Here is a 12941-nt window from a genome sequence, read left to right as displayed (position 1 = left end):
GATAAAAATATGGTAACAATTCGCGATGTAGCTAAAGTAGCTGGGGTCTCAGTTGCAACGGTTTCTCGTGTACTCAATGATCATCCAAGTATTAGCGAAAAAGCAAAAAATAAAGTATTACAAGCAGTTGCAGAATTAAACTATCAACCGAATGCAAATGCTCAGGCCTTAGCATCACACGCTGTAGATACTATTGGTGTTGTTGTAACAGATGTAACAGATCCGTTTTTTGCTATTTTAGTGAAATCTATAGATCAAGTGGCGGAAAGTTATCAGAAAAATATTTTGATTGGTATGGGATACCACAATGCGGATAAAGAGCGCAAAGCGATTGATAACCTGCTACGAAAACGTTGCACCTGCTTGGTAATACACGCAAAAGCCTTATCAGATGAGGAGTTGTCTTCATATTTAACGGCGATTAAAGGAATGGTAATTATTAATCGTATTGTTCCTGGATTCGAGAACCGCTGTATAGGTTTAGACAATGTCAAAGGAACAGAAATCGCTACTGAAACATTAATTCGGAGTGGACATCGTTGTATTGGTTACATCGGTTCTAATCATCCGATACACGATGAAACTGATAGACTACAAGGTTACTTAAATACATTGAAAAAATATAAAATTCCTATCAAAGAATTGGCTATTACAAAAAGCTCACCGAATTTTGAAGGAGGAGAGGAGGCAATGATTAATTTATTAAGTTATAACAGTGATTTAACTGCAGTTGTTGCCTATAACGATTCAATGGCAGCAGGTGCAATGTCGGTATTGAGTGAAAACGGTATTATTGTGCCTAAAGATTTTTCTTTAATTGGTTTTGATGATATGCCGATAGCTAATCATTTAATTCCTAAATTAACCACCATACGTTATCCTATTGATTTAATGGCAAATTATGCTGGTAAGTTAGCATTAAGTTTAGCTAATAATGATATTGAACTGCCGGAACCGATACAATTTAATCCAACTTTGGTAAGGCGTTTTTCTGTTGAAAGATGTATAAAATAAAAAAATTGTAATTAAGTTACATTTTTGTGAAACCGATCACATCAAATATTAAAAAAAATCTGTATGCTATTTGAAGTTATATTTCTGCAATAGCGGTATGGAAAGATAACCGACAGTTGATAACGATAGTTTTGACTGTATAAATAAAGAGTGAGCTGCTCTTAAGATTATGAATTTCCAGTAAATTTAATAGGAGATGTGTATTATGAAGAAAATTGTACTTAGTGCGATTGCATTATCATTAGGCTTAGGATTAAGCACTATGGCGCAGGCAAAAGATGTTCGTATCGGTGTAACCATTTACAAATATGACGATAATTTTATGTCTTTGATGCGTAAAGAAATCAATAAAGATGCTGAAAAAGTGGAAGGCATTAAATTATTGATGAATGACTCACAGAATGCACAATCTATTCAAAACGATCAAATTGATGTTTTACTTTCTAAAGGCGTAAAAGCATTGGCGATTAACTTGGTTGATCCGTCTGCTGCTCCAACAGTGATTAATAAAGCGAAAGGTTTGAATGTGCCGATTGTTTTCTTCAATAAAGATCCTGGTCAAAAAGTAATTGACAGTTATGATGCGGCCTACTATGTAGGAACTGATCCAAAAGAATCAGGTATTATCCAAGGTGATTTGATTGCAAAACAGTGGAATGCACATCCAGAATGGGACTTAAATAAAGATGGAAAAATCCAATTTGCTTTATTAAAAGGTGAACCGGGACATCCTGATGCGGAGGCTCGTACAAAATATGTGGTTGAAGAATTAAATGCAAAAGGTATTCCAACCGAACAACTCTTCTTGGATACCGGTATGTGGGATGCTGCAATGGCGAAAGATAAAACTGATGCTTGGTTGTCCAGCTCAAAAGCTAACGATATTGAAGTGATCATCTCCAACAATGATGGTATGGCGATGGGCGCATTGGAAGCAACCAAAGCACACGGTAAAAAATTACCGATTTATGGTGTGGATGCATTGCCTGAAGTGCTTCAACTCATCAAGAAAGGTGAAATTGCCGGTACTGTCTTGAACGATGGTGTTGGTCAAGCTCAAGCAGTTGTTGATTTATCCAGCAACTTAGCGAAAGGCAAAGAAGCGACAGATGGAACACAATGGAAATTAGAAAAACGCGTTGTTCGTATTCCTTATGTAGGTGTCGATCAAGAAAATTTAAGTGATTTCTTAAAATAATATCTGATTACCAGATTGTGGGGGAGCAATCCCCCTCTTTCCTGCTTTGGGGTTGAATATGGTAGTACAAGCCGAAACAAATAGCAGTCAAGTGCTGCTAGAAATGAAAAATGTCAACAAATCATTTCCCGGTGTGAAAGCACTTGACCACGCCAATTTAACAGTTCACGCACATTCCGTTCACGCATTAATGGGCGAGAATGGTGCGGGAAAATCCACATTATTAAAATGTTTATTTGGAATTTATGCAAAAGACGAAGGTGAAATTCTCTATTTAGGAAAAGAGGTTAATTTCCGTACCTCAAAAGAAGCTCTTGAAAATGGGATTTCGATGGTACATCAAGAATTAAATCTTGTTCGTCAAAGAAGTGTAATGGATAACCTCTGGTTGGGGCGTTATCCGTTAAATGGTTTCTTAGTGGATCACGGAAAAATGTATCGTGATACAAAAGCGATCTTTGATGAATTGGATATTGATATTGATCCGAAAGAGAAAGTTGCTAACTTATCTGTTTCACAGATGCAAATGATTGAAATTGCAAAAGCTTTCTCTTATAACGCTAAAATTGTCATTATGGATGAGCCAACTTCCTCATTGTCGGAAAAAGAGGTAGAACATCTATTTAAAATTATTGCCAAGCTAAAAGATCGCGGTTGTGGCATTATCTATATTTCTCACAAAATGGATGAAATTTTTAAGATTTGTGATGAAGTGACCATTTTACGTGATGGAAAATGGGTCAATACTGTCAAAATAAAAGATACTGATATGGATCAATTAGTAACGATGATGGTAGGGCGTGAGTTAACCCAGCGTTTTCCCGAAAAACGTAATGTGCCGAAAGAAACCATTCTTACTGTTGAACATTTAACCGCAAAAAATCAACCATCTATTCAAGATATCAGTTTTGAACTTCGTAAAGGTGAAATTTTAGGTATTGCCGGTCTGGTGGGCGCAAAACGAACTGATATTGTTGAAACTATTTTTGGTATTCGTGAAAGAGCAAGCGGAACGATCAAACTGCACGGCAAAGAGATGCGCAATAAAAGTGCATTGGAAGCGATTAATAATGGTTTTGCATTAATCACTGAGGAGCGTCGTTCAACAGGGATTTATGCCAATTTAAGTATTGAGTTTAACTCATTGATTTCTAATATGAAGTCCTATCTGGGTAAATTAGGACTTCTCAGCACAGCAAAGATGAAAAGTGATACTCAATGGGTTATTGATTCGATGAATGTGAAAACGCCATCACATCGTACCAATATCGGTTCATTATCAGGCGGTAATCAACAAAAAGTGATTATTGGGCGCTGGTTATTAACTCAACCGGAAATTCTAATGATGGATGAACCGACACGAGGCATTGATGTCGGTGCGAAATTTGAAATTTACCAATTAATGATGCAATTAGCAGAGAAAGATAAAGGTATCATTATGATCTCTTCCGAAATGCCGGAGTTGCTCGGAGTAACGGATAGAATTTTAGTGATGAGTAATGGTCGGGTAGCAGGGATTGTCGAAACGGCAAAAACCTCGCAAGAACAGATTTTGCAACTTGCAGCAAAATATTTATAAGTTGATAAAAGGATTGAATTATGGCTGGTATTCAACAAAAAAAATCACTTGATTTTATGAAACAAAATGCGATTTATTTTGTTCTTTTAATCTTGTTAGGGGTGATCGTTTCACAAGATGATACCTTTTTAAGTTTATTGAACTTCAGTAATATTTTGACACAATCATCCGTGCGTTTAATTATTGCATTGGGGATGGCTGGAATTTTGATTACACAGGGTACGGACTTATCCGCCGGGCGTCAGGTTGGATTGGCAGCGGTGGTTTCAGCAACAATGTTACAAGCGTTGGATAATACTAATCGTGTATTCCCTGATCTTGCTGAAATGCCAATTCCTGTTGTGATTTTAATCGTGTGTGCTATCGGTGCAGTTATCGGAATGATTAACGGCTTAATCGTCGCCTATCTAAATGTAACACCGTTTATTGCGACTTTAGGAATGATGATTATTGTTTATGGTGCAAACTCACTTTACTATGATGCAGTTGGTTCTTCTCCGATTGCAGGCTTCAGCAAATCTTTCTCTGAATTTACTCAAGGTTTCTTCCAACTTGGCGATTTCAGGCTCTCTTTCATCACTATTTATGCCGCAATCGCTGCATTTTTTGTCTGGGTTGTGTGGAATAAAACACGTTTTGGTAAAAATATGTTTGCTATCGGCGGTAATCCGGAAGCAGCACGCGTGTCCGGTGTAAACGTTGCTAGGAACCTAATCTTTGTTTATGTACTTGCTGGTGCATTTTACGGTTTTGCCGGGATGTTGGAAGGTGGTCGTATCGGTAGTGCTACTAACAATCTCGGTTTTATGTACGAATTGGATGCAATCGCCGCTTGCGTGGTTGGAGGTGTATCCTTTGCCGGTGGTGTTGGTACTGTTATTGGTGTTATCACAGGTGTTATTATTTTCACTGTTATCAACTATGGTTTAACCTACATTGGTGTAAACCCATATTGGCAATATATTATCAAAGGTACCATCATTATCCTTGCGGTAGCAATAGATTCTTTGAAATATGCGAAGAAGAAATAGTCTTTCTTCCACAAGTTATAATAAAGCCGCATCGACTAGATGCGGTTTTTTGTCTTGAATATATAACCTAACTACAACATATAAGAAAAAAATATTCAAAGCATAAAAAGCCCCATATTCATATATTATGGGGCAAGTAGTAGGAGGTTGTTTTTTATTATTTTAATGCAGCTTGATCCTCTTCTTGAATTTTTGCTTCACACGCTTTGACTTGTTTTTCAAAAATAGTGAGCCATTGTTTATGTTGCAAATGATAGGTGCAATTATAGGATTTTGGAATAAAGATTTGCTAACAGGAGAGGTCTTTTCTCACATAGTAAGTATGTTCCCTGCATTTATTATAGGATTACTACTTGGATTATTCGGATACCAATTGATGCATAAATATAATATTAATTATCATAAAATCATTTACTGTTTTTTAATCGTTATTGGTAGTATTCTAATCTTACAGAATCTTGTGAAGATATAAGGTGAGATTATGAAACGAATATTAATTATTGGTCTTGTTGTCCTCCTAACCGCTTGTGCTTTGACACCGGAGCAACAGCGAGCTAGAGAGGAGGCTCAAATTCGGCAGCAGCAGGCGCTACAGGTTGCTTTGGCAAAACAGTGTGATGAAGAAACGGCATATTTAATGAAGCGTCAGTTTGATCAGGATATTGGCTTAACAGAAAAAGAGCAGAAAGCATTCAAAGCGGAATATACTAAGCGGGTGAATGATCCAATGTTCCAATCCTGTTATAAATTGGCATTACAAAATTATATGGCTCAGCAACAAATCCGACAGATGGAGATTGAGCGGCAATTTTATTATGATGATTTTCCTCCATACGATTTAGGACCACGTTGGCATCATCGGCATTGGCATCGTTGGTAGATGAGAAGTTATAAAAGGTAAAGGCTAAGCCTCTACCTTTTTTGTCTATTACTGATAATCCACTAAAATATCAGATTCGCTGATGGTGTCGCCGTAAACCGGATAGAGTGTTTTTTCGTAAGCGGCTTTAATTTTGCCCTCTTTAGTTAGTTTTACGATTTCATCATTTAACCATTTTAATAATTCAGGTTGATTTTTTTGTACTGCCGGAGCGATGAACTCTTGTTCGCCCAAGCTACGCACGCCAACGGTATAGCCTGGATTATTTTTTGCCCACGCGAATAATAGTGTGTTGTCGTGTGCTAATGCGTCGCCACGCCCATCTTTTAAGGCATCAAAGGTTTCTGTATTTTGTTCAAATTTCAATAATTTGATATTAGGATAATTTTTTGTGAAGAAGGCATCGGCGGTAGTGCCCTTATTAACTAATAATGTTTTATCAGTTAATTGCTGAATATCAGTGATGACGGAATCTATTTTACCGACTTCTTAAAAATTGTTCTGGAGTGTTCTATTCAATAATATTGCTTTGATCCATAAAAATAATGTGGTCTGAAACTTGACGAGCGAAAGTCATTTCGTGGTAAACAATCTTGCAAGAGATTTCAATATAAGCTTTAGTGATGCGAGATAAAACTCGTATCGGATACACCAGCAGCACTGCACAGATAATGCCGATAATTAGAGAGAAAATAATACCGGCTCCTGCTAAATAAAGTGTGAGTAAGGTTGCATCAATAAATTTTGGAATTGCATTAACAACGTATTGCCAATCCATTTTTAGATTCCATTTAAACTAAAACATAAAGGCATTATATAAATTTATTTCTATACGGCTAGATGGCTATTTAGCACTTTTTATTATTTTTTATAACTAAAAGAAATAAAAGTATGATAGTAATCGGAAATGTTATAAGAAATCTGCATTTAAAATAATGTTGAATAATGTTGATCTTTTTTGAAGAAGGAATAATTAGAATGATAAAAAAAGAAGATGGGAAATACCCATCTTCAAGAGATAAAAGGAATTGTAGAAAAGGGTTATACGATACCTTGAGCTAGCATTGCATCGGCCACTTTGCGGAAACCGGCAATATTTGCGCCGTTTACATAGTTGATGTAGCCATTTTCGCTACCATTAGCAACGCAGTTTTCGTGGATATTTGCCATAATGTCGAAAAGGCGTTGATCCACTTCTTCACGACTCCAAGATAAACGAATTGCGTTTTGGCTCATTTCCAATCCCGATGTCGCTACTCCACCGGCATTGCTGGCTTTACCCGGTGCATAAAGAATTTTTGCATCGATAAATACGTTTACAGCACCTAAAGTAGAAGGCATATTCGCCCCTTCGGCAACACAGATACAACCATTACTCAATAATGTTTTGGCATCTTCTGCATCCAATTCATTTTGAGTTGCGCAAGGTAGTGCGACATCACAAGGAATTCCCCAAGGTTTTTGGTTGGCAAAATATTCTAAGCCTTGTTCTTTGGCATAAACAGAAATACGTTCGCGACGCACTTCTTTTAATTCAATTAATGCTGCTAATTGAGCTTCTGTCATACCGCTGTCAGCAAATTTAACAAAACCGTTTGAGTCGGAAAGGGTTAAGACTTTCGCACCTAATTGGATCGCTTTTTCAGCTGCATACTGCGCAACATTACCTGAACCGGAAATAAGCACGCGTTTACCTTCAATGCTTTGTCCTTTGGTTTTTAACATACTTTGTGCGAAGTACACCACACCGTAACCGGTGGCTTCCGGACGAATCAAACTACCGCCGTAAGGTAAACCTTTTCCGGTTAATACAGAAGCAAATTCATTACGAACACGTTTGTATTGTCCAAATAGATAGCCGATTTCACGTCCGCCAACGCCAATATCACCGGCAGGTACATCAAGATCGGCACCGATGTGACGAGAAAGTTCGGTCATAAATGCTTGGCAGAAACGCATTACTTCCGCATCAGATTTGCCTTTAGGATCGAAATCAGAACCGCCTTTGCCGCCACCCATAGGTAACGTGGTTAAAGCATTTTTGAAGACTTGTTCAAAAGCAAGGAATTTTAAGACACCAAGATCAACAGTCGGATGGAAGCGTAATCCGCCTTTATAAGGACCGATGGCGGAGTTCATTTGAATACGATAACCACGATTTACTTGCACTTGACCTTTGTCATCAACCCAAGATACTCGGAACATTACTACTCGTTCCGGTTCAACGATACGTTCAAGTAAGCCTTGTTGTGCATATTTCGGATGTTTGGCGATAAAAGGTGCTAGACTACCGAAAACCTCTTTAACTGCTTGATGAAATGGTGCTTGGTTCGGATCACGTTGTTTAATTTTTTCGAATAAAAGTGTTAAGTCATTCATATGTTTGCCTTCCTATTTTGTTGTTATGTTTGAATTGTTTGTCAGTGTAGCAAGCAAGGCAAAAAAAAGGCTAGTTTTTTTTAAGAAAAATAAGAAAAGTTAAATGAGATATAAATAAACCGGATATTTTTGAAATATGTTTAATTTTTGAATAAAAGATATAAAAAAACTGCCCCGAAAGGCAGTTTTTTAACCAATAGTTATTAATTACATAGTTTGTGTGAAAGTACGAGTAATAACGTCTTGTTGTTGCTCTTTAGTTAAAGAGTTAAAACGCACTGCATAACCGGAAACGCGAATGGTTAATTGTGGATATTTTTCCGGATTTTCCATTGCATCTAACAACATTTCACGGTTCATTACGTTCACGTTCAAGTGTTGTCCGCCTTCAATGGTCGCTTCGTGGTGGAAATAACCGTCCATTAAGCCTGCTAAATTACGTTTTTGTGCTTCGTAATCTTTACCTAACGCATTTGGTACGATTGAGAAGGTATAAGAGATACCGTCTTTCGCATAAGCAAATGGCAATTTAGCCACAGAAGTTAATGAAGCTACCGCACCTTTTTGGTCACGACCGTGCATTGGGTTTGCACCTGGTCCGAATGGTGCGCCGGCACGACGACCGTCCGGAGTATTACCGGTTTTCTTACCGTAAACCACGTTGGAAGTAATGGTCAATACAGATTGAGTAGGTACTGCATTGCGGTAAGTTTTAAGTTTTTGAATTTTCTTCATAAAGCGTTCAACCAAGTCGCAAGCAATTTCATCTACACGGCTGTCGTTGTTACCGAATTGTGGATATTCACCTTCAATTTCAAAGTCGATAGCAATATCTTTAGCCACAACATTACCATCTTTATCTTTGATGTCGCCACGGATAGGTTTAACTTTTGCATATTTGATAGCAGAAAGTGAGTCTGCCGCAACGGATAATCCGGCGATACCGCAAGCCATTGTGCGATAAACATCACGATCGTGTAATGCCATTAATGCAGCTTCATAACTGTATTTATCGTGCATATAGTGGATGATGTTCAAGGCAGTAACATATTGTTTTGCCAACCAATCCATAAAGCTATCCATACGGGTCATAACATCATCGTAGTCAAGATATTCAGTTTTGATTGGCTCTGTTTTCGGACCAACTTGCATACCGTTTTTCTCATCAACACCACCATTGATAGAGTAAAGCATTGTTTTCGCTAAGTTGGCTCTCGCACCGAAGAACTGCATTTGTTTACCAACAACCATTGGACTCACACAGCAAGCAATAGCATAATCATCACTATTGAAATCTGGACGCATTAAATCATCGTTTTCATATTGAACAGAAGAGGTATCAATAGAAACTTTTGCACAGAAACGTTTAAAGTTATCTGGTAATTTTTCAGACCAAAGAATTGTCATATTTGGTTCAGGTGATGGTCCCATAGTGTAAAGAGTATTTAAGAAACGGAATGTATTTTTAGTTACTAAAGTACGTCCATCTAAACCCATACCACCAAGAGATTCTGTTGCCCAAATTGGGTCCCCTGAGAATAATTGATCGTATTCAGGAGTACGTAAGAAACGTACCATACGTAATTTCATAACAAGATGATCGATCAACTCTTGAGCTTGTTCTTCAGTCAAAGTGCCTTCTTTTAAGTCACGCTCAATATAAATATCTAAGAATGAAGAGACACGACCAAATGACATCGCTGCACCGTTTTGTGATTTAACTGCTGCAAGGTAACCGAAGTAAGTCCATTGTACAGCTTCTTTAGCATTTTTTGCCGGTCCGGAAATATCGTAACCATAACTGGCAGCCATTTGTTTGATTTGACCCAATGCGCGATGTTGTTCAGCAATTTCTTCACGTAATTGGATGGTCATTTCAAGATCTTCACCGCTTTCTAAGCGTGGTTGAAGTGAAGAGAATTGTTTATATTTATCAGCCATTAAGAAATCAATACCATAAAGGGCAACACGGCGATAATCTCCGATGATACGTCCACGTCCATAAGCATCTGGTAAGCCGGTTAATACACCTGATTTACGACAACGTAGAATATCTGGTGTGTAGACATCAAATACTCCTTGATTATGTGTTTTACGGTATTCAGTAAAGATTTTTTTTACTTTAGGATCTAATTCTCGACCATAAACTTTGCAAGATCCTTCAACCATTTTGATCCCACCAAAAGGAATAATGGCACGTTTTAAAGGAGCATCAGTTTGTAATCCAACGATCTGTTCTAATTCTTTCTCGATATATCCTGCTGGGTGAGAAATGATTGTTGAAGGAATGTCTGTATCAAAATCAAGAGGTTCGTGAGTGCGATTTTCCTCTTTAATCCCTTCCATAACTTTATCCCAAAGTTTGGTGGTAGCAGCAGTAGCACCAGCTAAGAAAGATTCATCACCTTCATATGGAGTGTAGTTACGCTGAATAAAATCACGTACATTGACGTTTTCTTGCCAATCACCAGCTTGGAAACCTGACCAAGCTAATTGTTGTTGTTCTGTTAATTGAGTCATAATCATTTCCTTAATTGAATAATGAATAAAAATAAATGCTTTAGTGCGCTTTGGCTAAAAAGCGATGGAATAAGCCAATACAAACCGCACCACCAATAATGTTACCTAATGTGACAGGAATTAAATTCTTCACAATAAAATGGTAGAAATCTAAATCGGCAAACTGTGAAGCATCAATTCCCAATTGTTGCCAAAATGAAGCATCACTATAATGTGCTGTCAAAATACCCATTGGAATCATAAACATATTTGCTACACAGTGTTCAAAACCTGAAGCAACGAACATCCCAATCGGTAAAATCATAATTAATGCTTTATCGGTTACCGTCCGTCCGGAATAAGCCATCCAAATGGCGACACAAACCATAATATTACATAAAATACCTAAGCAAAAAGCCTCTAACCAAGAATGGTGAATTTTATGTTGTGCAGTTTTCAGAATAGTTAATCCCCATTGACCTTCCACGGCCATTGTTTGCCCAGCGAACCAGATTAACGCCACAATGATTAAACTGCCTACGAAATTGCCAAAATAAACAACAACCCAGTTGCGTAGCATTTGTACAGCAGTAATTCTACCGGAAGCTTTGGCGGTGGCGGTTAGTGTGGAGGAGGTAAAAAGTTCTGTTCCCAAAATCACTACCATAATGACACCAAGAGAGAAAACCAAACCGCCAACGAGTTTAGCCAATCCCCACGAAGCATTAGTTAATCCGGTTTGTGTTGTTGTATAAAACACAAAGGCAAGTGCAATACAGGCACCGGCGGAAATACCGGAAGCAAAAGAGAGAAAAGGTTTTTTCTGTGCTTTATAAGCGGCAACATCTTCCGCCAGATCTGTCATCTGTGCCGGATTCAGTGCAATAGTTGTCGCATCTTTCATAAACACGATTTCCTTCAAAAAAATTTTATATTTTCAAAAATTTTGCTAATTATAGGAAGTTTTAGTGGGAATAAATAGCAAATTCAGTGTTTAGAAATTACCGTTTTGAGGTATCGTTGATACAGATCAAATTTCAAATTAAGTTATTGAAATATTGTTAAAAAGTTGTTTTAAAACAATGTAAAGAAGTTTTCTTCTCTTTTACAAGCATAACTATAAAAAAGCCTTTATAATAGACGAGTTATTTTAACCTTCATATTATTAGTTATTTTTAAGGAGAAAAGTTATGGCAACAGAAACTATCTTTAGCAAAATTATCCGTAAAGAAATTCCGGCAGATATCGTCTATCAGGATGATTTAGTTACGGCATTTCGCGATATTGCTCCGCAAGCGCCGACACATATTTTGATTATTCCGAATAAAATCATCCCAACTGTCAACGATGTAACAGCGGAAGATGAACAAGTTTTAGGGCATCTGTTTGTCATTGCTGCAAAAATTGCAAAAGAACAAGGTATTGATGAGAATGGTTATCGCCTCATTGTGAATTGTAATAAACACGGCGGACAGGAAGTGTTTCATTTACATATGCATTTGGTTGGTGGTAAACAGCTTGGCAAAATGTTGCCGTAAGCAGGAGTTTTGAATGTCTGAATTATTAATTGCTTTCATTTTAGGTTGTGTTGAAGGCTTAACCGAATTTTTACCTGTTTCATCAACTGGACATATGATAATTGCCGGTCATTTTCTTGGCTTTGAAGGTCAAAAAGCGGCAACGTTTGAAGTGATTATCCAATTAGGGTCGATTTTGGCAGTTATTTTTGTGTACTGGCGCAAAATGTTCGGATTGATCGGTATTCATTTCGGTGAGAAAGTGGATCGGAACAAAGCTCACTTAAATTTAATACATATTATTTTAGGGATGATCCCAGCAGTGGTGTTGGGGTTAGTATTTCATTCCACGATCAAATCTTGGTTTAATATTCATAATGTTATCGGTGCTTTGGTTGCCGGTGGTATTTTATTGATTTTGGCGGAAAAATTTCGTCCGCAACCGGCATATGCGGAAGAGTTGGATCAAATTACTTACCGTCAGGCATTTGCGATCGGGCTATTCCAGTGTTTGGCATTATTCCCTGGTTTTTCTCGTTCCGGAGCGACTATTTCCGGTGGGTTGTTGATGGGAGTAGGTAAAAAAGCTGCAGCAGAATATTCTTTTATTTTAGCTGTGCCGATGATGATTGGTGCAACAGCATTGGATTTATATAAAAGCCTTCCTTTTCTTTCGTGGGATGATTTACCGTTATTTGTGGTTGGTTTCGTTACCGCATTTGTAGTGGCAATGATTGCTATTCGAACATTCTTGCATTTAATTGGTAAAATCTCATTCGTTTCTTTTGCGATATACCGTTTTATCTTAGCGATTTTATTGGCTTGGATCGTGTTGGCTTAATAA

Annotated in this window: 11 protein-coding genes and 1 pseudogene; 7 read left to right on the top strand and 5 right to left on the bottom strand. The window is 37.6% G+C overall.

Annotated features, from left to right (window positions below; all coding sequences use genetic code 11):
* Nucleotides 1–9: 9 nt before the first annotated feature.
* The 5 genes from QV04_RS01730 (at nt 10) to QV04_RS01705 (ending at nt 5702) form a co-directional block, all read left to right on the top strand.
* Nucleotides 10–1014 (top strand): substrate-binding domain-containing protein, encoded by a 1005-nt coding sequence (locus QV04_RS01730; RefSeq protein WP_039171574.1) that lies wholly within the window; start codon nt 10–12, stop codon nt 1012–1014.
* A gap of 205 nt (nt 1015–1219) precedes the next feature.
* A complete protein-coding gene (gene mglB, locus QV04_RS01725) occupies nt 1220–2212 on the top strand; it encodes a galactose/glucose ABC transporter substrate-binding protein MglB (RefSeq protein ID WP_065230432.1) in 993 nt (330 codons plus the stop codon).
* Nucleotides 2213–2270: 58 nt separating this feature from the next.
* A complete protein-coding gene (gene mglA / locus QV04_RS01720; protein WP_065230433.1) occupies nt 2271–3791 on the top strand; it encodes a galactose/methyl galactoside ABC transporter ATP-binding protein MglA in 1521 nt (506 codons plus the stop codon).
* A gap of 20 nt (nt 3792–3811) precedes the next feature.
* Nucleotides 3812–4822 (top strand): galactose/methyl galactoside ABC transporter permease MglC, encoded by a 1011-nt coding sequence (gene mglC / locus QV04_RS01715; protein WP_065230434.1) that lies wholly within the window; start codon nt 3812–3814, stop codon nt 4820–4822.
* Between the two features lie 481 nt (nt 4823–5303).
* Complete coding sequence (locus tag QV04_RS01705) at nt 5304–5702, top strand: hypothetical protein (protein ID WP_065230435.1); 399 nt, start codon at nt 5304–5306, stop codon at nt 5700–5702.
* 48 nt (nt 5703–5750) lie between these two features.
* On the opposite strand, the pseudogene QV04_RS01700 reads toward QV04_RS01705, so the two are convergent.
* From QV04_RS01700 to focA, 5 genes and pseudogenes are all read right to left on the bottom strand, one after another.
* Nucleotides 5751–6188 (bottom strand): annotated as a pseudogene (locus tag QV04_RS01700) (ABC transporter substrate-binding protein); the annotation flags it as partial.
* A 25-nt stretch (nt 6189–6213) separates the two neighbouring features.
* On the bottom strand, nt 6214–6480 hold the full coding sequence (locus QV04_RS01695) for a hypothetical protein (RefSeq protein ID WP_065230436.1): 267 nt from the start codon (nt 6478–6480) through the stop codon (nt 6214–6216).
* Nucleotides 6481–6743: 263 nt separating this feature from the next.
* The gene (gene gdhA, locus QV04_RS01690; RefSeq protein ID WP_065230437.1) at nt 6744–8081 is read right to left on the bottom strand and encodes an NADP-specific glutamate dehydrogenase; all 1338 of its coding nucleotides are present in this window, start codon (nt 8079–8081) and stop codon (nt 6744–6746) included.
* 207 nt (nt 8082–8288) lie between these two features.
* Nucleotides 8289–10601: a formate C-acetyltransferase gene (pflB, locus tag QV04_RS01685; RefSeq protein WP_065230438.1), complete on the bottom strand. Its 2313-nt coding sequence runs from the start codon at nt 10599–10601 to the stop codon at nt 8289–8291.
* Between the two features lie 40 nt (nt 10602–10641).
* Complete coding sequence (focA, locus tag QV04_RS01680; RefSeq protein ID WP_039136829.1) at nt 10642–11484, bottom strand: formate transporter FocA; 843 nt, start codon at nt 11482–11484, stop codon at nt 10642–10644.
* Nucleotides 11485–11770: 286 nt separating this feature from the next.
* Here focA and hinT point away from each other — a divergent pair, with 286 nt between their 5' ends.
* Both hinT and bacA read left to right on the top strand, forming a co-directional pair.
* Nucleotides 11771–12118 (top strand): purine nucleoside phosphoramidase, encoded by a 348-nt coding sequence (hinT, locus tag QV04_RS01675; protein WP_065230439.1) that lies wholly within the window; start codon nt 11771–11773, stop codon nt 12116–12118.
* A gap of 13 nt (nt 12119–12131) precedes the next feature.
* Nucleotides 12132–12938, top strand: a complete 807-nt coding sequence (gene bacA, locus QV04_RS01670; protein WP_065230440.1) for an undecaprenyl-diphosphate phosphatase — start codon at nt 12132–12134, stop codon at nt 12936–12938.
* Nucleotides 12939–12941 lie beyond the last annotated feature (3 nt).

Origin of the sequence: Gallibacterium genomosp. 1, assembly GCF_001678575.1 — a bacterium.
Taxonomy (GTDB): domain Bacteria; phylum Pseudomonadota; class Gammaproteobacteria; order Enterobacterales; family Pasteurellaceae; genus Gallibacterium.
Note: the sequence above shows the minus strand (reverse complement) of the source record. Positions and strands in the feature narration are given on the sequence as shown.

Coding starts and splice junctions, on each gene's coding strand:
- QV04_RS01730 (WP_039171574.1), top strand. CDS start 10: ATGGTAACAATTCGCGATGTAGCTAAAGTAGCTGGGGTCTCAGTTGCA.
- mglB (WP_065230432.1), top strand. CDS start 1,220: ATGAAGAAAATTGTACTTAGTGCGATTGCATTATCATTAGGCTTAGGA.
- mglA (WP_065230433.1), top strand. CDS start 2,271: ATGGTAGTACAAGCCGAAACAAATAGCAGTCAAGTGCTGCTAGAAATG.
- mglC (WP_065230434.1), top strand. CDS start 3,812: ATGGCTGGTATTCAACAAAAAAAATCACTTGATTTTATGAAACAAAAT.
- QV04_RS01705 (WP_065230435.1), top strand. CDS start 5,304: ATGAAACGAATATTAATTATTGGTCTTGTTGTCCTCCTAACCGCTTGT.
- QV04_RS01695 (WP_065230436.1), bottom strand. CDS start 6,480: ATGGATTGGCAATACGTTGTTAATGCAATTCCAAAATTTATTGATGCA.
- gdhA (WP_065230437.1), bottom strand. CDS start 8,081: ATGAATGACTTAACACTTTTATTCGAAAAAATTAAACAACGTGATCCG.
- pflB (WP_065230438.1), bottom strand. CDS start 10,601: ATGACTCAATTAACAGAACAACAACAATTAGCTTGGTCAGGTTTCCAA.
- focA (WP_039136829.1), bottom strand. CDS start 11,484: ATGAAAGATGCGACAACTATTGCACTGAATCCGGCACAGATGACAGAT.
- hinT (WP_065230439.1), top strand. CDS start 11,771: ATGGCAACAGAAACTATCTTTAGCAAAATTATCCGTAAAGAAATTCCG.
- bacA (WP_065230440.1), top strand. CDS start 12,132: ATGTCTGAATTATTAATTGCTTTCATTTTAGGTTGTGTTGAAGGCTTA.